Genomic DNA, 23,700 nt, shown 5'->3' with positions numbered 1-23,700 from the left:
TATAAATGGATACGGCGGGGCCGAGGCCCTGACCCGTATCGGAGAAGAACCGCGATGACGCGCGCAGAAGCTTTGAGCAGGAACGGACAGGTCTTTTCAGGCCCCGCCCTCGCGCCGTCAGCTATCGCCCAGACAAGTCACACTGCAAAACCACTGGCGCCCCCCGGGGGCAGGCTGGTTCATGCCGTGTGCATAGTGAGAACATGCCTAAGAAAATGCTTATCGATGCCACCCACGCGGAAGAAACCCGCGTTGTGGTGGTTGACGGAAACAAGGTTGAGGAATTTGACTTTGAATCCGAAAACAAACGCCAGCTTGCTGGCAACATCTACCTCGCCAAGGTAACACGGGTCGAACCGTCGCTTCAGGCGGCATTCGTTGACTACGGTGGAAACCGCCACGGTTTCCTCGCGTTTTCCGAGATCCACCCGGATTATTACCAGATTCCCGTAGCCGACCGTCAGGCGCTGATCGAGGAAGAGCGGGCCTATGCCGAAGCGCAGGCCGCCAAGGACGATGAAGAACCCAAGCCCAAGCGCCGCTCACGCTCGCGCGGCAGGTCCAAATCCAAGGCCGAGGATGCCAAGACGGATGACGCCACGACCTCGACCGAGATCGAGGGCATGGAGACCGTTGATCTGACCGATGACGACGAAGTCGAAGTCGATGAGAACGAGGCGTCCTCACCCATGGAGCGGGTGGCGGAATCACCTGTCGATACGCCAGAGGCCAGCGAAGAGGACAACAGCACTGACGACAGTGATGATCAAACTTCGGATGAGGGCGATGACGATGAGGACGACGCCCAAGGCGCCGATGCCACATCGAAAGACGAATCCATCGAATCTGTTGCTGAAGAGGACGATAGCGAGGACATCCGCCCTGTCCGCAAGCCGCGTCCCCGCCGCTACAAGATTCAGGAAGTCATCAAGGTGCGCCAGATCCTGCTGGTGCAGGTCGTCAAGGAAGAGCGTGGCAACAAGGGCGCTGCACTGACCACGTATCTGTCGCTGGCCGGCCGGTATTGCGTCCTGATGCCAAACACCGCGCGTGGCGGTGGCATCAGCCGCAAGATTACAAACGCCGCCGACCGCAAAAAGCTCAAGGATATCGCGAATGAGATCAAGGTGCCTCAGGGCGCGGGCCTCATCGTGCGCACAGCCGGGGCCAAGCGGACGCGGGCAGAGATCAAGCGCGATTACGAGTACCTTCAACGGTTGTGGGAGCAGATCCGCGAGCTGACGCTGAAGTCCATTGCGCCCGCAAAAATCTATGAAGAAGGCGATCTGATCAAACGGTCGATCAGGGACCTTTATAACCGTGAGATCGACGAAATCCTGGTCGAAGGAGAGCGGGGTTACCGCATCGCCAAGGACTTCATGAAGATGATCATGCCGTCCCACGCCAAGAACGTGAAACGCTACGAGGAAAACCTGCCGCTGTTCGCCCGCTATCAGGTCGAAGGCTATCTGGCAGGTATGTTCAACCCCACGGTTCAACTGCCGTCGGGTGGCTACATCGTGATCGGCGTCACAGAGGCGTTGGTTGCCATCGACGTGAACTCTGGTAGGGCGACAAAGGAGGGCTCGATCGAGCAAACCGCGCTCAAGACCAACCTTGAGGCCGCTGATGAAGTGGCCCGACAGTTGCGTCTGCGCGATCTTGCAGGCCTGATCGTCATCGACTTCATCGATATGGATGAGCGCAAGAATAATTCAGCCGTTGAAAAGCGGATGAAGGACAAGCTCAAGACGGACCGTGCACGCATTCAGGTTGGCCGGATCTCCGGGTTTGGCTTGATGGAAATGTCGCGCCAGCGTCTGCGCCCCGGTATGATCGAGGCGACGACCCAGCCTTGTCAGGCCTGTCACGGCACTGGCCTGATCAGATCTGACGATAGCCTCGCGTTGTCGATCATCCGCCAGATGGAAGAAGAAGGCACCCGCCGCCGCACCCGTGAGGTGCTGATCAAGGCGCCGGTTGGCATCGCCAACTTCCTGATGAACCAAAAACGCGAACACGTGGCCCAGATCGAGGCCCGTTATGGCATGGCCGTGCGCATTGAAGGCGACCCATCTCTGGTCAGCCCCGATTTCTCGATGGAGAAGTTCAAGACGGCAACGCGAAACATCTCGCAAGCCGGTGATCATGTGGTGTCGGTTGATACGTCGTTGATGGACCAGATTGACGAGGATGAGGCCGAGGCGGTAGCAGCAGCAGAAGAAGATGATGCCCCGGAAGCCCCGGAAGCCCGTGACAATCGCGATACCCGTGACAATGCCGATAACGGGGATGGTGAGGGCAAGCCCAAGCGCCGCCGCCGTCGTCGGCGCAGCCGGGGTGGCCGGGGTCGGAACGGCAACGGTGATCAGCAGTCCGATGAAAACCAAGGCGATCAGTCCTCAGACGAGGACGCGAATGGCAAGCAGGCCGAAGCAACAGAAAAGCCTGCGGACGAAGAAGCGTCAGAAGCCGTTCAGCCCAAGGATGAACCGTCTGATCAGGCTGATGCAGCTGCCGCTGACAGCGCCGAGGAGAAGCCCAAGAAAAAGACCACGCGCAGCCGCACGCGGTCCAGTAGTGCCAAGCCCAAAGCCAAGGCGGAAGCAGCCGAGGCGGCGACGGACGTCGATGCCAAGACCTCTGATGCTGTAGAAGCGGCAGAGGCGGCACCGCAGGAAGAAGAAAAACCAAAGGCCAAGGCAAAATCGACACGCTCTCGTACCAGCAGGGCAAAGAAGGCCGGAGAGGGCGATGCATCCGCCGAACCAGCGGCAGAAGACGCCAAGGCCGAGGAGAAGCCGAAGAAGGCCACGCGGAGCCGGGCCAAGGCCAAGCCAAAGGCGGCACCCAAGTCGGAGGAAGCAACGGAGGCCCCTGCACCTGCCAAGGAAGAGGCACCGGCCCCCGCGCCTGAGCCAGTTGCGGCAGAGGCACCGGCAGCCGAGGCAAAGCCTGAAAAGGAAGAGTCGAAAAAGTCCAAGCGCAAAGGTTGGTGGTCTTTGGGCCGCTAAGCGCAGGGAAATTAATCAGAAAGGCAGGTCCATCGCGACCTGCCTTTTGCGTTTCTAGCCGCCTTTTTTGACGTGATAGATTTGCGCTGACCCCTCGTCCGTCGTCTCGATCAGGGTATGGCCAGCTTCGGCACAGAAGTGGGGAACATCAACAATCGCAGCCGGATCATCCGCGCGCAGGCGCATGACGTCGCCCGGTCGCAAAGCTGTCAGACGCTTGCGCAGTTTCAGCACGGGCAGGGGGCATAGAAGCCCGGTGGCATCAAGATCATGTATCTCCATATCCGCCAGATAGGGCAGTTGTTTCATCGCATCAACGGCCTTGTGACAATTGTGCAGGTGACGGGGCGGGCAATCGCGATTAAGTGTGAGCCATGTTCGGGATTGAAATCATAGACGCAGGGTTACTGCCTGCCATGCTGGTGGCGCTGATCGCGGGTGTGATCAGCTTTCTCAGTCCCTGCGTCCTGCCCATCGTGCCACCCTATCTGGCGTATATGAGCGGCGTGTCGCTTCAGGATATGTCGAGTGAGAAAGAAGCACGGCGTAAGGCGGTCATCGCGGCGCTGTTCTTTGTGCTGGGCTTAAGCACGGTTTTTCTGATCCTTGGCTTCACGGCCTCAGCATTCGGTGCATTCTTCCTGCAAAATCAGGTTCTGTTCGCGAAGATTTCCGGTGTCGTGATCATTGTCTTCGGCCTCCATTTCATTGGCCTGTTCCGTATTCCGTTTCTGGATCAGGAAGCGCGGCTGGATGCGGGCGACAAGGGGGGATCGAGCTTTGGGGCTTATGTCCTGGGTCTTGCCTTCGCTTTTGGGTGGACGCCCTGCATCGGGCCGCAACTTGGCGCGATCCTATCGCTCGCTGCTTCTGAGGCATCCGTATCCAAAGGGACTTTGCTCTTGGGTATCTATGCTGCCGGTTTGGGCATTCCGTTCCTGCTTGCCGCGATATTCATTACGCGTGCCATGGGCATGATGAATCGCATCAAGCGCCACATGAAGCTGATTGAACGGGTGATGGGCGGTCTGCTGATCATTGTGGGACTGGCAATGGTGACGGGTGCATTTTCCACTTTCGCCTTCTGGCTGCTTGAGACTTTTCCGGCGCTTGGCGCGCTTGGTTAGCACAGGGCCTGAAGTCTTACCCTTGCCCGAAAACGCGGCTATGATGCGCCAAAGAGGGCGCGATGGGCAGAGCTTCAACACATCAGGTCAAACGACGCCGGGTTTTCTATATTCCCGGCTATGACCCAATTCATCCGCGCCGCTATCGCGAACTTTACCGCAAGGAAGGGACCGCGCAGGCAGAGATTTCGGGCTATGAGATCGGGTTGAAACCCAAGGCGGCAGACGGCGGGAACTACGGCTGGACCGTACATTCCAAGATTGACGGAGATACGGTCGAGGCGGAAGTGGAGGTTCTGGTCTGGTCCGACATCGTGCGTGACAGCATGAGCACGTCGATCCCGGCGACATACCTGCAACTGGTGCGCACAGCCTGGGTCTACATCGCTTCGGGTGCGCTGTGGCGGCTGATGAAACTGCGCAAGGGACCAGTGATTGCGGCGCTTTATCCCATTGGAATGCTGCTGGCGCAGCTTTGTTTGGCTGTTTTGTTCGGCTGGCTGATCGCGCGCCTTGCTGGCTTGGCCACCGCATGGGCCATCGGGCTGGTGACCGGACCTGAGGACGCCGCATTGGGCGCGGCTGCGGTCGCAGCCTCAGCCGGATTGCTGAGCGGGGTTTCCCTGTTGCGGTGGTTCAAGAAGAAGGACGGGAAGTTCTTTGCCTATTACCTGATGCATGATTATTCCTATTCAGCATCATCGCGGGGCGCGAACCCGCCAGAGCTTGAGGCGCGAATTGCCATTTTCACCGATGCTGTTGGCCAAGCGCTGAACACTGACGTGGACGAGGTGCTGGTCGTCGGCCATTCCTCTGGTGCGCATCTGAGTGTGTCGATCCTGGCCGATCTGATCCGTCAGGGCAGGGTGCCGAAAGACGCTCCTGCGCTGTCTTTCCTGTCATTGGGGCAGGTGATGCCAATGGTGTCTTTTCTGTCAGACGCACATCGATTGCGCGCCGACCTGAAATATCTCTCGGCCCGGGATGAGATCACATGGGTGGATGTGACGGCGCCGGGGGATGGCTGTGCCTTTGCGCTGTGCGATCCGGTTTCGGTTTCCGGCGTGGCTCCTGAGAACAAGAAATGGCCGCTGGTCTTTTCGGCTGCCTTTACCCAGACGCTAAGCCCCGCACGCTGGAAGGAACTGCGCTGGCGGTTCTTCCGACTGCATTTCCAATATCTCTGCGCCTTCGACCGGCCTAAGGACTATGACTACTTCCAGATCACCGCTGGCCCTCTGACCCTCGGTGCCCGGTACTCAGGCCGCGCGCCCTCGCGCTCTCGCATCGACCGGGTAGTCAGCAAATACACCTCTATCGCCGCATGAGCACGCCGCCCAAGCCGCCCAGCAGGCCAGACAAGGTATCGCTCTGGCGGTATGCCCGACTGTTTCGGCAGGATATTCTGTCAGCTCAGCCGGCGCGGCTGTACCGGGCGTGGATGGCAGAGTTTCGCACGCCGTTTTTCCGCAGCTACCTGATGAACCAGCCCGAGCTGATCCGCACGGTGCTGAAGGAGCGGCCAGATGATTTCCCCAAATCCGACCGGATCGGCGAAGGGCTGCGCCCCTTGCTTGGAAACTCGGTGTTCCTGACCAACGGCGAGACTTGGAAACGGCAGCGGCGGATCATTGATCCGGCGTTCGAGGGCGGGCGGCTGCGCGAGACCTTTCCGGCCATGTGGGACGCGGCAGAGGCGGCGGCGGCAAGGCTGGATGCCCACACGGGTGAAACAATCGAGATCGAGGCCGAGACCAGCCATGCGGCCGCGGATGTGATCTTTCGCACGCTTTTCTCGATACCAATCGAACACCACCTTGCGCGGGCGGTTTTCGATGAATTCAGGCACTATCAACGCTCGCAGCCCCTGTTGAACCTTGCAGCCTTTGTGCCATTGCCGCGCTGGATGCCACGGTTCTTTCGGCGTGGCACCAAGGCAAGCGCACAGAAGATCAGGCGCTTGATTGCAGAGCTGACCCATGAGCGGATGAAAGCGATTGGGACGGGAACCGCGCCGGACGACCTGGCGACCAAGATCATGACCACGGCGGACCCGGTGACCGGAGATCGCTTTGACGAGGCCGAGATGGTCGATCAGGTCGCGATCTTCTTTCTGGCAGGGCATGAGACCAGCGCGTCGGCACTGGCGTGGACGCTGTACCTGATGGCGACGCATCCCGATTGGCAGGAAAGGCTTGCCCAAGAGGCGCAGGCTTTGGACGGTCCAGACTTCGCAGTGATGTCGAAACTGAAGCTGAGCCGCGATGTGTTCCGCGAGGCGCTGCGGCTTTATCCGCCGGTGCCGATGATGGTGCGCCAGACAACCTGCCCCGAACGGTTCCGGGACCGGGAGATCCAACCCGGTGCGCAGGTGGTGATCAGCCCTTGGCACCTGCATCGGCACGAGCGACTTTGGGACAACCCGGATGGGTTTGATCCCACACGCTGGCACACCGACAACGGCGCGAAGTGCCAGCGCGAGGCGTTTATTCCGTTCTCAGCGGGCGCGCGTGTCTGTACGGGTGCGGGGTTCGCGATGGTCGAAGGGCCATTGATCCTGTCCCGGATCCTGCGCGATTTCCGCGTCGTGGCCGACCCTGCACGGGTACCGGTGCCCGTGGCACATCTGACCGTGCGATCGGAGAAAGGCATTTGGCTGCGACTGGAGCGCAGGTAGGTTCTACCATCCTGCCGCCGGATGACTTATCAAGCGGTCCAACGGAATCGCAAAACGGGGATGGATCAATGAACGCAGCACAAAAGGCGCAGATGGAAACCGGCAAAGGGTTTATCGCGGCGCTGGACCAGTCGGGCGGATCGACCCCCAAGGCGCTGAGCCTTTATGGTGTTGAGCCATCGGATTACAGCGGTGATGAAGAAATGTTTGCCGCCATGCACGAGATGCGCGCGCGGATCATCAAGGCGGACTGCTTTTCCTCGGACAAGGTGATCGGCGCGATCCTGTTTGAGCGCACGATGGACGGAGAGATTGATGGCAAGCCGGTGCCCGCCGTTCTGTGGGAGGACAATGGCGTGGTGCCTTTCCTGAAGATCGACAAGGGTCTCGAGGACGAGGCGCAGGGCGTCCAATTGCTCAAGCCGATGCCTGATCTGAACGCGCTGCTGGCGCGCGCGGTGGACAAGGGTATCTTCGGGACCAAGGAACGCTCGGTCATTCACGAGGCGAACGAGGCCGGGATCGACGCGGTCGTGACGCAGCAGATCGAAGTGGCCAAGGCCGTTTGTGCCGCCGGGCTGGTACCGATTGTTGAGCCTGAAGTGAACATTCATTCCAAGACGAAGGCGCAAGCCGAAGAGATGCTGGCGGCGGCGCTGATGCAGCACATCAACGGGCTGGATGCGGACGAGCTGGTGATGCTCAAGCTGACGATCCCTGAGCAGCCGGGGCTGTATGACGCCTTGGCCGATCATCCGAATGTCCTGCGCGTGGTTGCGCTGTCCGGGGGGTATTCGACGGACGAGGCGAGCGCCCGGTTGGCGCAGAACGCCAAAATGATCGCAAGTTTCTCGCGGGCGTTGACCGAAGGGCTGAATGTGAAGATGTCGGATGCGGAGTTTGAGACAGCGTTGGGCAAGAACATCGACAAGATCTATGAAGCGTCAGTCGCTTGAGGGGATCGTTTTCCCAGACATGAAAAGATAATTGAAACGTCGGATCGGTTCATTGCTGGAAAAGACAATGATCCATTCGGCGTCTTGGGTTGCCTGAAATCCCCTTCGTTGAAGGGCATTGTCCATGCTGGTCCGGCAGTACACCTTTCGACATCGCGTTCTCAAATTTGAAAAGAAGTCGGGAAGGACGCATTTTCATGCGCCTGCCACAAAGAGATCACCGCAAACGGTCCTTCAGCGCCCGCAGCACATAGAGCCGGATGGCTGACGCCAGCCCCATTTCCAAGCCGCGCTCTGCGTCAATTTCGGCCACCAAGGCATTGATCGGCATTCTTTTTTCCGCCGCCAAGGCGCGGAACTCCTGCCAAAACTCATCCTCAAGGGACACCGACGTCCGGTGCCCCTTCAAGGTCACTGAATGCTTGACCGGACGCCCGCTCATGTCTCGCGTTTGTGGGCTTCCAGATTGCGTGCGATCTGCTGGGCGCGTGCTTTCAGCGCCTCTTTCTGGGATTTGGTTTGCCCGAAAGCCACGGCATTCTCATCGGCGCGGGCTTTGCGCGAGGCGCGGTTGCGCTCTTTTTTAACTTTGTTGAGGTTGATGGGGGCGCTCATTTGGGTCCAATCATTTGTTCTGGCCGCACCACGCGGTCAAATGTTTCTGCATCGACAAAGCCAAGTGCAATCGCCTCTTCTTTCAGCGTCGTACCGTTCTTGTGGGCTGTCTTGGCCACCTTGGTGGCGTTGTCATAGCCGATGGTAGGCGCCAGCGCTGTGACCAGCATCAGGCTTTCTTTCATCAGCTTCTCGATACGCTCTTCATTGGCCTTGGTCCCCACAACCATGTTGTCGGTAAAGCTGCTGGCGGCGTCGCCCAAAAGCTGCATGGATTGGATCACGTTATAGCTCATCATCGGGTTATAGACGTTCAACTCGAAGTGACCCTGCGATCCGGCAAAGCCGACCGCCGCATCGTTGCCCATGACATGGGCACAGACCATGGTCAGCGCTTCGGCCTGCGTGGGGTTCACCTTGCCCGGCATGATCGACGATCCCGGCTCATTCTCAGGCAGGATCAGTTCGCCCAGACCGGAGCGGGGGCCGGAGCCCAGCAGACGCATGTCATTGGCAATTTTGAACATGGACGCGGCAACAGTCTTGAGCGCACCTGAGAACATGACCATCGCATCATGGGCGGCAAGCGCCTCGAACTTGTTGGGGGCGGTGACAAAGGGCAGGCCGGTAATGTTGGCGATTTCCGCCGCGACCTTTTCGGCAAATCCCTTGCGGGTGTTCAGGCCGGTGCCAACTGCCGTGCCGCCCTGCGCCAATTCGTAGATATCAGGCAGGCAGGCTTCGACCCGCTCAATCGCTTTTTTCATCTGGTGCGCATAGCCGCCGAATTCCTGGCCCAAAGTCAGCGGGGTTGCGTCCTGCGTATGGGTGCGGCCGATCTTGATGATGTCCTTGAACTCTTCGGATTTGGCCGCCAGCGCCTCTTGCAGCTTGCGCAGGCCCGGCAGCAGCGTGTCGCGTGCCACCATGCCAATGGCCACATGCATCGCCGTGGGGAAGGTATCGTTTGATGACTGACCCATGTTGCAATGGTCATTGGGGTGTACCGGGGTTTTGGACCCCATCTCGCCGCCCAAGATCTCGATCGCTCGGTTCGAGATCACCTCGTTGGAGTTCATGTTCGACTGTGTGCCCGACCCGGTCTGCCAAACCACCAGAGGAAAGTTGTCGTCAAACTTGCCGTCGATCACTTCCTGCGCGGCTTGCTGGATCGCGGGGGCAAGGGCTGCATCCAGATCGTCAAACCCAAGGTTCACGGTCGCGCAGGCCTTCTTGATCACGCCCAAGGCGCGGACGATCGCTACAGGTTGCTTTTCCCAGCCGATGGGAAAGTTCATGATCGACCGCTGCGTCTGCGCACCCCAATACTTGTCCGCAGGGACTTCCAATGGGCCAAAGCTGTCGGTTTCGGTGCGTGTGTCGGCCATGATCCGGCTCCTGATTTCTTCTTGCGTTGGCACGGGTGTAGCCCCGCCGTGACCGTGACGCAATCAGGCGGTGGCGCTAACGGTGTGCTTATTTGCGGAAGGAATCGAGCGATACGATTTCGGCGTCTTTTGCCTTGTCCTCGGTCACCGGTGTTTTCGGAGGGTTGTCCTCGGCCGCATCCACTGTCGCGGTATCATCTTCGTCGGCGTCCTCGCCTTCTTGCTGCTCAAAGCGCAGCCCGAATTCAACGGATGGGTCCACGAACGTACGGATCGCGTCATAGGGGATGTACAACGGTTCAGGTGCATCACCGAAATTCAGCGTCACCGAGAAGCCTTCGTCGGTCACCTTAAGATTGTCGTACCAATGCTGCATCACGACTGTCATCTCGCCGGGATATCGGTCTGACAGCCAGTCGGCCAGCTCCGCATCAGGATGAGACGTATCAAAGGTGATGAAGAAATGGTGGTTGCCCGGCAATCCACGGTCGGCCACGTCAAGAAGCACCTTGCGGATCAGACCCCGCATTGCGTCATGCATCAGGTTGCCATAGTCAATCTCGCGGCTCATGGGCTCCCCCGGATCGTCGCTTGCACATGTCCACCATACCTCTTTTGTAGAGGAGCGAAAGGGGGTGCGGGCTCAAACCATCGACAGGCCAAGAGCTGTGAGCGCAAGAAGCGCCATCGTGCTGACAAAGCCGCGTTTCAGGCCCAGCATCAGAACAGCGCCCAACAGGGTCAATCCCGCGGCCGCAGGAATGAAGCTCGACCAAATTGGAAGCGGCATTGCCCCGATCGCATTTGGCGTGACGTCAGCGAAAAGCACATGGAGGGCGAACCAAAGTGAGAGGTTGGCGATCACACCCACCACTGCCGCTGTAATCGCTTGAAGCGCACCGGCAAGCCGGGGCTGCGCAGAAATGCGCTCAAGATACGGACCGGCAAGGAATATCCACAAAAAACACGGTGTGAAGGTGACCCATAGCGCCAGCAGCCCTGCCGCAATCGCCCCGCTGATGCCCGATTGCGCGAATCCAGCCAGCAAAGCGACAAACTCCGTCACCAGAATAAGCGGCCCCGGCGTGGTTTCGGCCAGACCCAATGCGTCGATCATCTGATCGGTGGTGATCCAGCCATAGTCCTGCACGACGGTTTGGGTCATATAGGCCAGCACCGCATAGGCGCCGCCGAAGGTGACGACGGCAAGCTTTGAGAAAAACAGACCAAGTTGTAGCAAGAAAGACTGGTCCGTCACCCAGAGGAACGCAAGCGGGGCGGCCCAAAAGGCTGACCAGATCAACAGCGTTGCAAGGCTATGCGCCTTTGGCGGTGTCACGATGTTTTCGGGCACGGTTGACCCGGCATTGATGAGCATGCCCCAAAGCCCTGCGGTCAGAATGATCAGCGGAAAAGGCAGGCCAAACAGGAAAAGCGCCAGAAATGAAAGCAGGGCAAGTAGCCAGCCCTGAAGCTCATGAAGCGCCTTGCCCGCAACTTTGCGCAGTGCCTGAAAAACAACGATGATCACGGCGGCTTTGATGCCAAGAAATGCCGCCTGTACCAGCGGAAGCTGGCCATAGAACGCGTAGCCAAGGGCGAGAGCGGCAATCACGATGGCTCCGGGAACCACGAAAAGCAGACCAGCAAGCAGCCCCCCGGCGATACCCCGCAGACGCCAGCCGGCGTAGGTGGCCAATTGCATGGCCTCCGGCCCCGGCAAAAGCATGCACAGCGACAGCGCGCGAAGATAGGCAGCTTCGCTCAGCCACGGCCGCTCTTCAACCAGTTCGCGGTGCATCAGTGCGATTTGGGCAGCAGGGCCACCGAAAGACAAAAGACCGATACGGCCAAAGATACGGGTCAGCATCCCCCATGCCGGGGCGCTCATCCCTTGCCTCCGGGCCAGTCATGGCCTTCGCCTTGACCGTCCCGCGCCCAACGGTACAGCGCATCGTACATCGCCATTCCAGCCTCAAGTTGGTCCAAATCGTTTTTGTACTGCCGTGACAGACCAACGGAGAGGGCGAGCAAACCTGCGGCTTCCGGTGCATCGCCATGCCGATTGGTATCCGCCGCCCTGACCACCTGCGCCAGACGGTCAAGTGCGGGCGTGCGCAAACCGAATTCTTCAAGCATTGTGTCAAAGGTGCAGGTGTCACCGCGGTGCGACCAAAAGGTGTTTTCAACATCGAATGGTACCGCACCATATCGCTCCGCAACGCCCGTCACCTCGGCGGGAGAGACGAAAAGAAAATTGGCCTGGCGGTCTACAAAGCGTCGGATCAACCATGGGCAGGCGATGCGGTCGATCTTGGGGCGATGACGCGTGACCCACAGGGTGCGGCCGTCAACGTCGTTCGGAATAATCTTGGCCGGGACGCGCGGGCTCCCTTCATGGGCGCGCCAGCCGTAGTTTCCACCCTGCAGAAATTCGGCCTGAATGCCTTTGGACCGCAACAAGGCCGCCATTCCCTGACTGAGCTTGATGCCTTTCTGGCAGACCACCACGCAAGCCTCACCATCCAAACGCTCTACCAGACCGGGAAAATCTGTATGGGGATGCCTAAAGGCTCCGGGAATGAAGAAAGGATCCTCGGCGAAATCCGGATCAATGGAAATGTCGACAATCGCGGGGCAAACGGGTGTTCCGATCAGGCGCAACAATTGGGAGACCGTAATTTCATTCGGGGCAGCCATGGCATGCATCCTTTGCTTGGAAACATGCGAACCTCCGGCCGGGGCCTCACGGGGCGTTCGCGGTACTCCCCATGACGCAAGGACACCATCCCCGGCACTTGGTGTCAAGCGCCGGAGATGGGGAGGGATCAGGCGACCAGGGCTTCGATCTCGTGCTCCTCAGCCTCTTGCGGTTTTGCAACCGCTTCGGCGCGGGGGATGCGCAATGTAAAGGTGCTGCCTTGGCCCTCAATGCTGCTGGCTGACATATCGCCGCCATGCGCACGCGCAATGTCGCGTGAGATTGCAAGGCCCAGACCGGTCCCGCCATATTTGCGACCCGACGTGGAATCGACCTGATGGAAGGCTTCAAAGACGCGTGACAGATGCTCTTTTGGGATGCCGATGCCGGTGTCTTGCACCTTGAACAGAATGTCGTCCCCTTCCTGTGCCACTTCGACCGAAATTGTCCCGTTATCGGTAAACTTGGACGCGTTACCAATCAGGTTGATCAGGACTTGTTGCAGGCGTTTGCTGTCACCAACGAGGTCAAGTGGCGCACACTGGGCGTCCAGACGCAGACCCTTGTGTACGACCATGGGTCGCATCTGTTCGACGACAGGTTCGACGATGTCGCACGCGGTTGCAGGTTCCATGTCCATCGACAGTGTGCCTGAATCGATCTTGGCAAAGTCCAGAATTTCACTGATCAGGGTGAACAGGTGATTGCCCGAACGTTCAATCGCCTCCATCATCTTGCCAATCTGGTCGCTCATTGCATCCAGCTTTGGCTCCACCTCTTGCGTCAGCTCCGGGTGCGTCTCAATCTCCGCAAGCAACTTTTTATAGGCAGGCATGCTGCGGAAGTTCTTGGCCAGCTGTGCATGGCCTAAGATCACCGTCAAAGGCGTGCGTAGCTCATGGCTGAGTACCCCCATGAAATCAGTCTTGGCCTTGTTGGCAGCCTCGGCTGCAATCTGCGCCTTCTTGAGGTCGCTTATGTCGATGCGCAGCCCTACAACGCTGCCGTCTTCCATAGGGCGGTCATAAGCGCGAATGGTACGCCCGTCGGCAAGGATCTGCTCTTTGTCCGCTTCCTTGATATCAAGGCGCTGAGACCACTCTGCGTACCATTCCTCCTCCCGGCCCACGGCATCAGGGATCAGCCCGGCATCAAGGTTGGCTTTGACGATGTCCTCGTAAAGCGCACCGATCCTTACCATGCCAGAGCCACCCGCGAGTTGCTTGTACTTCTTGTTGAAAGCCACAAGACGACGGTTTGAATCGAACATGACAAAACCATGATCAATCGCCTCGATACCGGTCGAAAGCAGTTTTTCTGCCAGGCGGCGGCGGTCCAGCAAGCTCATCACATACCAAAGCGTGATCAGGCAAAACGTGATAAGCAGGCCGCGTTGAAACCACCCGGCGACATGACCAGGCCGGTGAACAGGCCAGCCACCATTGGGGGTCGCTGCAAACTGCCAGTTGCCAAATGGGAAATTGAAGGCAAGCTCAATCGGATTTTGGTTCAGGATAGCCGGACTTCCAAGAAGAACCTCAGCAGGCATACTATTGTGGGTGCCGACGTTGCGGATCAGGATATCAAATTCTTTCTCAAATTCAGGGATGCCAATGCGCTCCATGAACTTGTCGTAGTCCAATACGACTGAAAGGATGCCCCAAGGTTTCTTGATGCCTGTCGGAGTGCGCGTAAATACCGGTTTGCGCATGATCAAACCCCGGCCACCCTGAACAAGGTCCACCGGCCCGGTGATGATCCCTTCGCCAGTACGTATTGCTTCTTCGACCCCGGCGAATTGTTCTTCGTTCTGTCGGTAGTCCAGGCCAATGATCGCCTCATTGCCGCGCAGTGGGAAAACCATCTCCACAAACAGATCTGGCGCCGCGGCGATATTCTTGACCTCAGGATACGCCATCAGAAAGTCGACCGCCTTCAGGTTGAATTCCGTTGGGGACATGTCGGGGTTTTGACCAAGCACTGTCGCAAGTTCATTGAGGTCGAGAATGCGGTGAAAGACGTCTGCTTCGATCTTTTCCCGAATTTCAATCACCTTGACCGTTGTCTCAAGCTTTTGATCGCGCAAGTAGCTTTGGAACGAAAGATCTTCAATCTTGTAAGCAATGCCGATCATGATTGCGGCTACAAATCCTACGAGCAGGCCACGTGCCAGCAAACGGCGCAGCTTGGGCTGTGCGACAAAAGATAACTGCGTTTTGTAACGGCGTTTCGCCTGTGGTTTGCTCATACCTGTCACCCTTTTCTTTATCAGAGTTTGTTGAACCCTTTCTGACAAAGAAATCGGGGCAAATTAGGGCATCAGCGGGGCTTTTGCTCTATCCTGCGCGATATTCCGAGGCCGTTGATGGCAATTGGCAGGATCCGCTCAATGTCCAGCGACGCAGTGGAATCTGGACCCGTATTTTTCAATATTACCGAAAAATTGGGCAAAAATGGGCGGAGAATAAGAAAAGATCGGTCCTTGCCGTGCAAGGCGCGCGTCTTTGTTTGAGGGGGGAAAGTGCAGGTTTCTGTTGCCAGGTACCTGCGAACCCCGCCTAGGGCTGCAAAGCTCTAGGACTTAAGATTTCAGTATCTCCGGTCGCTTACGCGGCCATTGCTACTGGAGCACGATTGTCATTTGCAATTGTACAGTTTTCGCCGATAACGGTGGCAGACAGCCGAGACAAAGCATAACCCCTTTAGACGTTCGTCGATCCTATTTCGGCCCCATGATCCCCAAATGAAGGATTTTTGGTGGAGCCGCCGGGTACCGCCCCCGGGTCCGATCCGCTTATTACGAGCGCGTTTATGTCCATAGTCCCGAAGGACACTTCATACGTAGCGATAGTGTTGCGCCTTTTCAAGGGGCGACGCGTTACAGATTGATGCCAAGCGCGACAGCGGCAACTGCGACTTCACTGGCGAAAAAGATCCACTTCAGCCGGGTCCGACCGTCCAGTATCAATGACGTTATCCGGCCAAGTGCACCGCCGCCCCAGACAAAGCCGATCATCGCAAAGGCGGCCGGAGTAGACAGGATCAGTGCACCGATCCCCACCATCACGAACAGCGCGCCAGAGGCGGCGCGGATCTCAGAAGTTCCCATGGTTGACCCGCCATCGCTCAGATCAACTTTCTTCATGGTGTATCCGGGTGCGAGCTAGCCAAGCGCGCCAAACCCGATGCTGAGCAAGGCAAGTGCAATGTTGATGATATCTGCGAATGTCATGTGGTCGTCCCGTTTATTTCAGTTGAAGGACAACGCGTGGGCGGGCGAAAGGTTGCGAATGACTACCGCGCGGCCTGTTCCTTGGCCGCATCCCGTGCGGCAATTGCGTTCAGGGCAAGCTGTTGGGTCTCATGTTCCAGGGCGGTCAGACCAGCTTCGACGCCTGCGGCATCCCGCCGTTCAACGGCATCCGCGATATCACCGTGCATCTGCACGATCCGGGCACGGTCACGTGCTGTAAAGGTAATCATGTTCATCAGCGGCTGCATCGCCTCGACCGCACCAGCAAGCTGGTAGGACATCACAGGGTTGCCTGCGCCATCGACCAATGCGCGGTGAAAGGCCACGTCAGAGGCGCAGAAGGCTTCGTCGGTTAGACCCGGCTGGGACTGGCGATGGATTTCGGCGCGCATGGTTGCAAGGTGATCAGCCGTACGGCGCTTGGCGCTGAGGGCGGCGCACGCACGCTCAAGCGCATACCGGGCTTCGCAGGCGGTCTCAAAGCTGACCGTGTTCATGCTGAGCAGCAGGGTCGAGGTGGTGATTTGCTGCGAATAGGCTTCTTCAAATCTGATCCGGTTGACAAAGGCACCGCCCGTCGCGCCGCGCTGGGTGCGGATCAGGGACTGCGCCGCCAGACGTTTCAGCGCCTCTCGAACCGTTGGCCGGGACACATCGAAGTGCTCTGCCATTTCCGCTTCGGACGGAAGCCTTTGGTCGACAATCAACTCTCCGGCGATAATGGCATCGCGGATGGCGCTGGCAATCTGGGCCGAGAGATCGGCGGGGCTTTGTGGATCAATTTTCATATGTCTGACATTTAATGTTTGCGACGTTTTTAAATGTCTGACATTAAAAACGCAAGAAATGAGTCGGGGAGGACTCTGATCATGCATGCTGTCGTGCGCACATCGCTATGGCTTGGCTTTTTTGGTCTGGTGTTGGCGGCATGGGCGATGATGTATTTCATGGCGATGAATATGGACGTCGATCTGCTGGGCCGTCCCGGGCAGATCGGCGAGCGCATGCGCTGGATGGACCCGCGCATGGATATGTACATGCCGATGGCGACCTTCGGCCCACTTTTCGTCATGTGGGGCGCCATGATGGCGGCGATGATGCTGCCCACGATGGTGCCGACGCTGCGCAGCTACGAAGACCTTATGGTCAGCGCAAATGGTACGCGGGCAGGGTGGCTGGGCGTGATCCTGGGCTATTTCATCGTTTGGCTGATCTTTGCAGCTGTGATTGCCTCCGTGCAACTGGCGCTGCTTTTTGGCGGTGTGATTGACATGCTGGGCATTGCCAAGTCGCGCTGGTTTGCCGCCGGACTACTGCTGGCCGTGGGCCTGTTCCAGTTCACCCGTACCAAAGAGCTGTGCCACGGTGTGTGCCATTCGCCGATGATGTATTTCCTTGGCCATTGGCGTGCAGGCTTTGCCGGTGGCCTGCGGATGGGGCTTGGTCTGGGGGCCTTTTGCGTCGGCTGTTGTTGGGGCTTTATGGCGCTGGGGTTCGCGGGCGGTGTGATGAACTTGGCCTGGATGGGGCTGGCCACGCTTTTCATGGTGCTGGAAAAACTTCCCCAAATCGGACATCGTATAACAAAACCAATGGGTTTTGCCTTGATCCTCGGCGCTTGCGTCGTGGCGGGCTGGCCCCTGCTGACAGGAGGATAAGATGCCACCCAAGAAGAGACCCGACGCAGACCGACTGCCGATTTCGCAGCGCATTGATCAGCGCATGCCGAACCCCGGTCGCAGGCAGAGCACACCAACCGAATGGGCGATCAAGGGTGAGCTGTTCCTCAACTGCTCCTGCACGGTTTTCTGTCCGTGCGTGGTCAGCCTTGGCGCGCACCCGCCGACCGAAGGGCATTGCCATGCGTGGATGGCCATCGCGATCGACGAGGGCCATTACGAGGGCGAAGATCTTGGTGGGCTGAACGTTGGCCTGCTGGTCGATATCCCGGGCCGCATGGGCGAGGGCAACTGGAAGGTCGCGGCTTACGTGGATGAACGCGCAAGTGGCAAGGCCTATAATGGTATTCTGCAGATATTCTCTGGTGCTGCAGGCGGGACAACAGGCCTGTTCACCATGCTGGTTTCCGAGATTATTGGCGCCGAACGCGCGCCTGTTGAGATCATTCGCGACGGCAACAAGCGGTCAATCCAGATCGGGCGCAAGATTCAAGGTGAGATCGAGATGCTGGCAGGCAAATCGCCTGAGCATCCGGTGATGGTCTCCAACTCCAAATACTGGATGGGTCCGGACATCATCGCGGCCAAAGGCCTTAAAAGCCGAGTGCGTGATTATGGCCGTGTCTGGGATTTCGGCGGGATGTCGGCTGAGATTTGTCCGATCGACTGGAAAGGGCCGAATGCATGATCGACAAGGGCTATGTTCTGACTATGGCGCGCTATAATGCGTGGCAAAACAGACAGATCATAGACATTGTTAAGGTTATGGATGAAGCGGATTTACGCGGGGATCAGGGGGCATTTTTCGGCTCGATCCTTGCGACCCTGAATCACATCCTGTGGGGCGACACTCTTTGGATGAGCCGGTGGTGCTCCGATATCGTGGCACCGCAGAGGAATTTTGAGGATTGGGCGGACTACACCGGGACGCTTGGCAACTGGGAGGCACAGCGCTTTGCCATGGATGGACGCATCCGTATCTGGGCTGAAACCCTGTCCAACCTTGATCTGACCGGTGAACTTGTCTGGACATACACTGCGACCGGACAGGAAATGCGCCAGCCGATGGGCATGTGCATCGCCCATATGTTCAACCACCAAACCCACCACCGGGGTCAGGTGCATGCGATGTTGACAGCTCAGGGCCGCACTGCCCCCACAACAGATATCGTCTTCATGCCGGAGGAAAACTGATGGCGCTGATCTCTCCTTCCCGCCGATTGCGGCGCACGCCTTTCTCAGATGGGGTCGAGGCGGCAGGCGTTACGGCCTATACCGTGTACAACCATATGCTGCTGCCAACGGTATTTCGATCCGTTGAGGAAGATTACCACCATCTGAAGAATGCCGTTCAGGTCTGGGATGTCGCTTGCGAGCGGCAGGTGGAGCTGCGCGGCCCCGATGCCAGCAGGCTGATGCAAATGCTGACGCCTCGCGATTTGCGCTCCATGCTGCCGGGACAATGCTACTACGTGCCGATCGTCGATGAGACCGGCGGCATGCTGAACGATCCCGTAGCCGTGAAGTTGGCCGAGGACCGCTGGTGGATTTCGATTGCCGACAGCGATCTGCTGTATTGGGTCAAGGGGTTGGCCTATGGGTTCCGCCTTGATGTTTTGGTCGACGAACCCGACGTGTCCCCGTTGGCGGTGCAGGGACCAAAAGCAGATGATCTGATGGCACGGGTTTTTGGGGACGCGGTGCGCGACATCCGGTTCTTCAGGTTCAAGATGCTGGATTTCCAGGGCCGGTCTCTGGCTGTGGCGCGTTCGGGCTATTCCCGGCAGGGCGGGTTCGAGATTTATGTCGAAGGTGGCGATCTGGGCATGCCGCTGTGGAACGCTTTGATGGAAGCGGGTCGTGATCTGGACGTGCGCGCCGGCTGTCCTAACGGGATCGAGAGGGTCGAGGGTGGCCTGTTGAGCTATGGCAACGACATGACCGACAACAACACCCCGCATGAATGCGGCTTGGGCAAGTTCTGTAACACACAGACCGCGATTGGTTGCGTGGGACGTGACGCGTTGTTGCGCGTGGCCCAGGAAGGACCGGTGCGGCAGATCCGCGGAATAGAGATCTTCGGGGACAAAGTTCCCACCTGCGACAGACCGTGGCCTTTGATGGCGGGGGACGTGCAGGTGGGGCGTGTGACAAGCGCGGCCTGGTCGCCGGATTTCGGAACCAATGTTGCGATCGGGATGGTGCGCATGACACATTGGGACGAAGGCACCGACCTTGACGTTGTTTTGCCCGACGAAGTCCGTGCCGCTTCTGTCTGGGAGACTTTCTGGGCGTGAGCCCGTTTAACCGCGAGACGTCCGTAGGCGCTGCCTTTGGACATCAGTAGTATGTAGAAAAAAAGGGACGTGTCGTCTCGGGAATGGAGAGCAAGATGTTTAATGCACTGGTTGTGAACAAGGATGATGAGGGCAAGACCCATGCAGCGGTCACACAGATATCGGAAGATCAACTGCCACAGGCGGAGGTGACGGTCGCTGTTGAATACTCCACCGTGAACTACAAGGACGGTCTGTGCATCGGACCGGGCGGTGGCCTGGTGCGCAACTATCCGCATATCCCGGGCATTGATTTTGCAGGCACCGTCGAAACTTCGGATGATGATCGATACAAGCCTGGTGACAAGGTTGTGCTGACCGGCTGGCGCGTGGGCGAGGCGCATTGGGGCGGGTATTCTCAGAAAGCGCGGGTCATGGCAGATTGGCTGGTGCCTTTGCCAGACGGGCTGGACACGCGGCAGGCTATGGCGGTGGGAACTGCCGGCTTCACGGCCATGCTGGCCGTGATGGCGCTTGAAGATCATGGGATCAAACAAGGGCCGGTCCTCGTGACCGGTGCTGCGGGCGGTGTCGGTTCCGTTGCGACCGCCATTCTGGCCAACCTTGGCTACAAGGTTGCAGGCGTGACCGGCCGACCCGAGACGGCGGACTACCTGAAGGACCTGGGTGCGTCGCAAATTGTGGCACGCGAGGAAATCAATGAAACCACCAAGCGTCCACTGGAAGGTGAGACATGGGGCGGCTGCGTTGATGCGGTAGGTGGTGCGATGCTGGCGCGTGTGCTTGGCCAGATGGAATACGGGGCAAGTGTTGCTGCCGTTGGTCTGGCCGGTGGCGCGGCGTTGCCTGCGACGGTCATTCCATTCCTGCTGCGCGGTGTGAACCTGCTGGGCATCGACAGCGTGATGCAGCCCTATGACAACCGCCTGCGCGCATGGAAGCGGATCGCCAAGGACCTTCCCATGGACAAGCTTGAGGCGATGGTTCAGCCCGCAATGCTGGCTGATCTGCCCAAGCTGGGGGCGGACATCCTGAAAGGTCAGGTCAAGGGCCGGGTTGTCGTCGATGTGAACGCATGATCGCAAGGGCCTGCGCGGTCCCGCGTGATGCTTTGTTAAGCGCATACGTGGACCGCGCGGGCGTCTATACCGATTTTTTTGAGGTCATGCTGCCCGGTCAGGCAAATCTTGATGAATTTATTGCAGCTTTCTACACGACGTGGCTGTTCCGGCTTGAACGTGCCGTCCTGACCCTTGGGCTGCGCCGCCGGATCAGCGACAGCGATGTTATGGCGCTTGCAAACGGTACTGCCGAGCGTTTCGCCGCATGGGAGGTAGAGAGCCGCGCAGAGGCGCAACTGTTGCTGTGTGATCTGTCAGGGCGGACCCGGTCCTATCTGGCCGTGGCACCCAAAGAGGGCGGAGTCACGCGACTGCTTTTCGGGTCTGCGGTCGTGCCGCGCGAGGGGGCTGAATTAGGTGCCGTGGTGCGGGCCATCCTGCCGCTGCACCGGTTTTATTCCAAGGCACTGCTGCGGCTGGCTGAACGCAAGATGCGCTGGGGATGACCCTCGACCTTGGGTTCGGGCCTGCGTAGAAAGGCGGCAAGAGACGAAGAGGAAATGAATATGTCTGCCTACGATACCGATAATATCTTTGCGAAGATCCTGCGCGGCGAGATCCCCAATGTCACAGTCTACGAAGACGATGACACATTGTGTTTCATGGACATCTTTCCACGCACAGATGGCCATTGTCTGGTTATTCCCAAGACACCCTGCCGTAACATGCTTGATGCCACTCCAGAGCAATTGGCTGCGTGTATGACAACTGTGAACAAGGTCGCAAATGCTGCGAAAAAGGCTTTTGACGCGGATGGCATCACGCTGTTTCAGTTCAATGAGGCGGCAGGCGGGCAGGAGGTGTTTCACCTCCATTTCCACATACACCCGCGTCACGAGGGTGAGGGCATCCGCCCGCCCGGTCAGCAGGGCGACATGGATCAAATAAAGAGAAACGCGGAAGCCATACGCGCTCATTTGTAGGACTTTCAGGGCAAATCCCTGCGCTTTTGCTGGCTTGGTGACATCCGGTCGCGAGGTTTCAGATCGCCAATTTGCGGCACCTGATGGTCGCTGATGGACATCGGATGCCGATGCTGCCGTATGCTCTGCAAGCGAAACGTGCTATTGAGACATCGTCGGCCAAAAGAAGCCGGCGAAAAACAGGGAACAGTTCAATGTCAATCAAACCACCTATTATGCATCTGCCGATCGAGACGGCGGATTCTGGGTTCTACAAGGGATTTGCAAAGAATGTGACGATTACGGGTAAGCTTCTGGTGGGCGCCCTGATCGTCTGGGCTGTCGCGTTTCCGGATCAGGCGGGCGCGGTTCTGTCCAGCATCAACGGTATTATCCTCGCGACGTTCAATTACTGGTATGTCTACGTGATGGCCTTCTTTGTGGCTGTCTGTCTGTTTCTCGCGATCCTGCCTGCGTCAGGCCGGTTGAAACTGGGGCATCATGACGATATGCCTGAATTTTCGAACTTTTCCTGGTTCTCGATGATGTTCGGGGCCGGGATCGGGATCGGGATGCTGACCTTTGCCACTGCCGAGCCTATGTACCATTGGGCAAAGAACCCCAGTACGATTCAGGAACTGACAACAGGCAGCACCGCCGATAACGTCCGGGCAGCCTATGTCTGGTCGTTCACGCATTGGGGGCTGGCGGCCTGGGCGGCCTATGCCATCGTTGGATTGAGCCTTGCGTATTTCTCCTACCGGCGTGACTTGCCGCTGACCATCAGGTCTGCCCTGGTGCCGCTTTTCGGCCATTCGCTGTCCGGTTTTCTGGGCCACTTAGTCGATGTGGTGGCCGTTGTGGCAACCGTCTTGGGTGTCAGCCAGACACTTGGTTTTGGGGTTGAGCAGTTTGTCTCGGGTCTCAGCCGGATTGGCTTTGGTGACTGGCTTTATACCGTGACGGCGGATGGCGGGCAAAAGGTTTCGACCGCCGCAATCGTATTTGCGCTGCTCGTCATCATGGGGGCATCGACGCTTTCCGCTTTGTCCGGGGTGGGCAAGGGCATCAAGTGGCTCTCGAACATCAACATGGGCCTGAGCTTTTTCCTGCTGGCGTTCTTCCTGATCTTCGGGTCAACCTTCTTTGGTCTGCAGGCGCTTTTCCTTGGCATCTGGGACTATCTGATCTCGATCCCCGGCAACATCATGACGGTCTGGGTCGATGACGGAACCGAACAGGCAGCGGCACTTGCTGGATGGCAGGGCGGCTGGACCATCTTTTACTGGGCCTGGTGGATTGCTTTTGCACCTTTCGTTGGTGTCTTCCTCGCACGTATCTCCAAAGGGCGCACGGTGCGTGAATATGTGCTGGGCGCAATCGTGATCCCGGCATTCATGTGCTTTGTCTGGTTCGCGATCGTGGGTGGCACGGCCATTGATCTGGAGCTGAACGGCAATGCCGATGGTGCAATCGCCGGGGCAGGACAATCTGACCAGCTTTTCGCGATGCTGGCTGTTATCCTTGAGCCGACAATGGCGTGGATCATGTCCGTGATTGTTGTGGTTCTGCTGCTGACCTATCTTGTGACCTCTGCAGACTCAGCTGTGCTGATCATCAACACGATCAATGCTGCAGGCGACGAGGGGCCAAAGGCGCGTCCGCACATCCTGTTCTGGGGGGCAGCACTGGCGTGCGTCGTTGGCGGCCTGATCGTGGCGGGTGGCCTGGGGGCCATCCAGACGGCCATGGTGATCGGGGCGTTGCCCTTCAGCCTTGTAATGGCGCTCATGGGGGTGTCCGTCCTCAAGGCCATCTGGCGCGACAGCAAGCGCCACAAAGCCGGGGTGCCGGCCACCAAGGCAGATATGGCAGCGGAGCCTGCTGAATAGGAAGTACGTTCACGCGTGAGACTGGCCCCTGCCGAGAGATCAGCAGGGGCCTTTTGCATCTTGACGGGGCGGGTGGAT

The 23,700-nt window shown here is 58.4% G+C and carries 23 protein-coding genes and 1 other RNA gene; 13 read left to right on the top strand and 11 right to left on the bottom strand.

Annotated features, from left to right (window positions below; translation table 11 throughout):
- Nucleotides 1-203: 203 nt before the first annotated feature.
- Nucleotides 204-3,014 (top strand): Rne/Rng family ribonuclease, encoded by a 2,811-nt coding sequence (locus GV827_RS00170; RefSeq protein ID WP_164351680.1) that lies wholly within the window; start codon nt 204-206, stop codon nt 3,012-3,014.
- A gap of 54 nt (nt 3,015-3,068) precedes the next feature.
- Here GV827_RS00170 and GV827_RS00165 read toward each other — a convergent pair whose 3' ends face one another.
- Nucleotides 3,069-3,323 (bottom strand): sulfurtransferase TusA family protein, encoded by a 255-nt coding sequence (locus GV827_RS00165; protein WP_235929990.1) that lies wholly within the window; start codon nt 3,321-3,323, stop codon nt 3,069-3,071.
- Between the two features lie 65 nt (nt 3,324-3,388).
- Here GV827_RS00165 and GV827_RS00160 point away from each other — a divergent pair, with 65 nt between their 5' ends.
- From GV827_RS00160 to GV827_RS00145, 4 genes are all read left to right on the top strand, one after another.
- On the top strand, nt 3,389-4,141 hold the full coding sequence (locus GV827_RS00160; RefSeq protein WP_164351679.1) for a cytochrome c biogenesis CcdA family protein: 753 nt from the start codon (nt 3,389-3,391) through the stop codon (nt 4,139-4,141).
- A 62-nt stretch (nt 4,142-4,203) separates the two neighbouring features.
- Complete coding sequence (locus GV827_RS00155; RefSeq protein ID WP_164351678.1) at nt 4,204-5,469, top strand: hypothetical protein; 1,266 nt, start codon at nt 4,204-4,206, stop codon at nt 5,467-5,469.
- A complete protein-coding gene (locus GV827_RS00150; RefSeq protein ID WP_164351677.1) occupies nt 5,466-6,818 on the top strand; it encodes a cytochrome P450 in 1,353 nt (450 codons plus the stop codon). Before GV827_RS00155 ends, GV827_RS00150 begins: the two co-directional genes overlap by 4 nt.
- Nucleotides 6,819-6,886: 68 nt before the next feature.
- The gene (locus GV827_RS00145; protein ID WP_164351676.1) at nt 6,887-7,774 is read left to right on the top strand and encodes a fructose bisphosphate aldolase; all 888 of its coding nucleotides are present in this window, start codon (nt 6,887-6,889) and stop codon (nt 7,772-7,774) included.
- Nucleotides 7,775-7,991: 217 nt separating this feature from the next.
- Here GV827_RS00145 and GV827_RS00140 read toward each other — a convergent pair whose 3' ends face one another.
- The 10 genes from GV827_RS00140 to GV827_RS00095 all read right to left on the bottom strand — a co-directional run bounded on the left by GV827_RS00140 (nt 7,992) and on the right by GV827_RS00095 (nt 16,519).
- Entirely contained in the window at nt 7,992-8,216 is a 225-nt protein-coding gene (locus GV827_RS00140; RefSeq protein ID WP_164351675.1) for a ribbon-helix-helix domain-containing protein, read from the bottom strand.
- A complete protein-coding gene (locus GV827_RS00135; protein WP_164351674.1) occupies nt 8,213-8,389 on the bottom strand; it encodes a DUF4169 family protein in 177 nt (58 codons plus the stop codon). The genes GV827_RS00140 and GV827_RS00135 overlap by 4 nt, the downstream gene beginning before the upstream one ends.
- Complete coding sequence (gene fumC, locus GV827_RS00130; protein ID WP_164351673.1) at nt 8,386-9,777, bottom strand: class II fumarate hydratase; 1,392 nt, start codon at nt 9,775-9,777, stop codon at nt 8,386-8,388. The genes GV827_RS00135 and fumC overlap by 4 nt, the downstream gene beginning before the upstream one ends.
- Before the next feature lie 88 nt (nt 9,778-9,865).
- A complete protein-coding gene (locus GV827_RS00125) occupies nt 9,866-10,348 on the bottom strand; it encodes an SspB family protein (RefSeq protein ID WP_164351672.1) in 483 nt (160 codons plus the stop codon).
- Between the two features lie 72 nt (nt 10,349-10,420).
- Entirely contained in the window at nt 10,421-11,668 is a 1,248-nt protein-coding gene (chrA, locus tag GV827_RS00120; protein ID WP_164351671.1) for a chromate efflux transporter, read from the bottom strand.
- Nucleotides 11,665-12,477, bottom strand: a complete 813-nt coding sequence (locus GV827_RS00115; RefSeq protein ID WP_164351670.1) for a chromate resistance protein ChrB domain-containing protein — start codon at nt 12,475-12,477, stop codon at nt 11,665-11,667. The genes chrA and GV827_RS00115 overlap by 4 nt, the downstream gene beginning before the upstream one ends.
- 128 nt (nt 12,478-12,605) lie before the next feature.
- On the bottom strand, nt 12,606-14,726 hold the full coding sequence (locus GV827_RS00110) for a sensor histidine kinase (protein WP_164351669.1): 2,121 nt from the start codon (nt 14,724-14,726) through the stop codon (nt 12,606-12,608).
- Nucleotides 14,727-14,998: 272 nt separating this feature from the next.
- Nucleotides 14,999-15,349, bottom strand: a transfer-messenger RNA (tmRNA) gene (gene ssrA / locus GV827_RS00105).
- A 7-nt stretch (nt 15,350-15,356) separates the two neighbouring features.
- Entirely contained in the window at nt 15,357-15,623 is a 267-nt protein-coding gene (locus tag GV827_RS00100; protein WP_235929989.1) for a DUF4345 family protein, read from the bottom strand.
- A 149-nt stretch (nt 15,624-15,772) separates the two neighbouring features.
- Nucleotides 15,773-16,519 carry a FadR/GntR family transcriptional regulator gene (locus GV827_RS00095; RefSeq protein ID WP_164351668.1) on the bottom strand — a complete coding sequence of 249 codons (747 nt, stop codon included), beginning with the start codon at nt 16,517-16,519 and terminating at the stop codon, nt 15,773-15,775.
- Between the two features lie 81 nt (nt 16,520-16,600).
- On the opposite strand from GV827_RS00095, the gene GV827_RS00090 reads away from it, so the two are divergent.
- The 8 genes from GV827_RS00090 (at nt 16,601) to GV827_RS00055 (ending at nt 23,622) form a co-directional block, all read left to right on the top strand.
- On the top strand, nt 16,601-17,389 hold the full coding sequence (locus GV827_RS00090; RefSeq protein ID WP_164351667.1) for a DUF2182 domain-containing protein: 789 nt from the start codon (nt 16,601-16,603) through the stop codon (nt 17,387-17,389).
- A 1-nt stretch (nt 17,390) separates the two neighbouring features.
- Nucleotides 17,391-18,098, top strand: coding sequence for a DUF1326 domain-containing protein (locus GV827_RS00085; protein WP_164351666.1), 708 nt, complete (start codon nt 17,391-17,393; stop codon nt 18,096-18,098).
- Entirely contained in the window at nt 18,095-18,604 is a 510-nt protein-coding gene (locus GV827_RS00080) for a DinB family protein (RefSeq protein WP_164351665.1), read from the top strand. Before GV827_RS00085 ends, GV827_RS00080 begins: the two co-directional genes overlap by 4 nt.
- Nucleotides 18,604-19,707, top strand: coding sequence for a dimethylsulfoniopropionate demethylase (locus GV827_RS00075; protein WP_164351664.1), 1,104 nt, complete (start codon nt 18,604-18,606; stop codon nt 19,705-19,707). The genes GV827_RS00080 and GV827_RS00075 overlap by 1 nt, the downstream gene beginning before the upstream one ends.
- Nucleotides 19,708-19,802: 95 nt before the next feature.
- On the top strand, nt 19,803-20,786 hold the full coding sequence (gene acuI / locus GV827_RS00070; RefSeq protein WP_164351663.1) for an acryloyl-CoA reductase: 984 nt from the start codon (nt 19,803-19,805) through the stop codon (nt 20,784-20,786).
- Complete coding sequence (locus GV827_RS00065; RefSeq protein ID WP_204325655.1) at nt 20,783-21,274, top strand: hypothetical protein; 492 nt, start codon at nt 20,783-20,785, stop codon at nt 21,272-21,274. The genes acuI and GV827_RS00065 overlap by 4 nt, the downstream gene beginning before the upstream one ends.
- Before the next feature lie 60 nt (nt 21,275-21,334).
- Nucleotides 21,335-21,751, top strand: a complete 417-nt coding sequence (locus GV827_RS00060) for an HIT family protein (RefSeq protein ID WP_164351662.1) — start codon at nt 21,335-21,337, stop codon at nt 21,749-21,751.
- A gap of 194 nt (nt 21,752-21,945) precedes the next feature.
- The gene (locus GV827_RS00055) at nt 21,946-23,622 is read left to right on the top strand and encodes a BCCT family transporter (RefSeq protein ID WP_164351661.1); all 1,677 of its coding nucleotides are present in this window, start codon (nt 21,946-21,948) and stop codon (nt 23,620-23,622) included.
- The last annotated feature ends 78 nt before the right edge of the window (nt 23,623-23,700 follow it).

Origin of the sequence: Sulfitobacter sediminilitoris (assembly GCF_010667575.1) — a bacterium.
In the GTDB taxonomy this organism is placed as follows: Bacteria; Pseudomonadota; Alphaproteobacteria; order Rhodobacterales; family Rhodobacteraceae; genus Sulfitobacter; species Sulfitobacter sediminilitoris.
The sequence above is the reverse complement of the archived record's forward strand: the minus strand, read 5'-3'. Positions and strand labels throughout refer to the sequence as shown.

What these genes read in the sequence shown, in the direction of transcription:
- GV827_RS00170 (WP_164351680.1), top strand. Translation starts at nt 204, where the DNA reads ATGCCTAAGAAAATGCTTATCGATGCCACCCACGCGGAAGAAACCCGC.
- GV827_RS00065 (WP_204325655.1), top strand. Translation starts at nt 20,783, where the DNA reads ATGATCGCAAGGGCCTGCGCGGTCCCGCGTGATGCTTTGTTAAGCGCA.
- acuI (WP_164351663.1), top strand. Translation starts at nt 19,803, where the DNA reads ATGTTTAATGCACTGGTTGTGAACAAGGATGATGAGGGCAAGACCCAT.
- GV827_RS00060 (WP_164351662.1), top strand. Translation starts at nt 21,335, where the DNA reads ATGTCTGCCTACGATACCGATAATATCTTTGCGAAGATCCTGCGCGGC.
- GV827_RS00080 (WP_164351665.1), top strand. Translation starts at nt 18,095, where the DNA reads ATGATCGACAAGGGCTATGTTCTGACTATGGCGCGCTATAATGCGTGG.
- GV827_RS00135 (WP_164351674.1), bottom strand. Translation starts at nt 8,389, where the DNA reads ATGAGCGCCCCCATCAACCTCAACAAAGTTAAAAAAGAGCGCAACCGC.
- fumC (WP_164351673.1), bottom strand. Translation starts at nt 9,777, where the DNA reads ATGGCCGACACACGCACCGAAACCGACAGCTTTGGCCCATTGGAAGTC.
- GV827_RS00145 (WP_164351676.1), top strand. Translation starts at nt 6,887, where the DNA reads ATGAACGCAGCACAAAAGGCGCAGATGGAAACCGGCAAAGGGTTTATC.
- GV827_RS00085 (WP_164351666.1), top strand. Translation starts at nt 17,391, where the DNA reads ATGCCACCCAAGAAGAGACCCGACGCAGACCGACTGCCGATTTCGCAG.
- GV827_RS00150 (WP_164351677.1), top strand. Translation starts at nt 5,466, where the DNA reads ATGAGCACGCCGCCCAAGCCGCCCAGCAGGCCAGACAAGGTATCGCTC.
- GV827_RS00165 (WP_235929990.1), bottom strand. Translation starts at nt 3,323, where the DNA reads ATGAAACAACTGCCCTATCTGGCGGATATGGAGATACATGATCTTGAT.
- chrA (WP_164351671.1), bottom strand. Translation starts at nt 11,668, where the DNA reads ATGAGCGCCCCGGCATGGGGGATGCTGACCCGTATCTTTGGCCGTATC.
- GV827_RS00140 (WP_164351675.1), bottom strand. Translation starts at nt 8,216, where the DNA reads ATGAGCGGGCGTCCGGTCAAGCATTCAGTGACCTTGAAGGGGCACCGG.
- GV827_RS00100 (WP_235929989.1), bottom strand. Translation starts at nt 15,623, where the DNA reads ATGAAGAAAGTTGATCTGAGCGATGGCGGGTCAACCATGGGAACTTCT.
- GV827_RS00160 (WP_164351679.1), top strand. Translation starts at nt 3,389, where the DNA reads ATGTTCGGGATTGAAATCATAGACGCAGGGTTACTGCCTGCCATGCTG.
- GV827_RS00110 (WP_164351669.1), bottom strand. Translation starts at nt 14,726, where the DNA reads ATGAGCAAACCACAGGCGAAACGCCGTTACAAAACGCAGTTATCTTTT.
- GV827_RS00155 (WP_164351678.1), top strand. Translation starts at nt 4,204, where the DNA reads ATGGGCAGAGCTTCAACACATCAGGTCAAACGACGCCGGGTTTTCTAT.
- GV827_RS00055 (WP_164351661.1), top strand. Translation starts at nt 21,946, where the DNA reads ATGTCAATCAAACCACCTATTATGCATCTGCCGATCGAGACGGCGGAT.
- GV827_RS00095 (WP_164351668.1), bottom strand. Translation starts at nt 16,519, where the DNA reads ATGAAAATTGATCCACAAAGCCCCGCCGATCTCTCGGCCCAGATTGCC.
- GV827_RS00115 (WP_164351670.1), bottom strand. Translation starts at nt 12,477, where the DNA reads ATGGCTGCCCCGAATGAAATTACGGTCTCCCAATTGTTGCGCCTGATC.
- GV827_RS00125 (WP_164351672.1), bottom strand. Translation starts at nt 10,348, where the DNA reads ATGAGCCGCGAGATTGACTATGGCAACCTGATGCATGACGCAATGCGG.
- GV827_RS00075 (WP_164351664.1), top strand. Translation starts at nt 18,604, where the DNA reads ATGGCGCTGATCTCTCCTTCCCGCCGATTGCGGCGCACGCCTTTCTCA.
- GV827_RS00090 (WP_164351667.1), top strand. Translation starts at nt 16,601, where the DNA reads ATGCATGCTGTCGTGCGCACATCGCTATGGCTTGGCTTTTTTGGTCTG.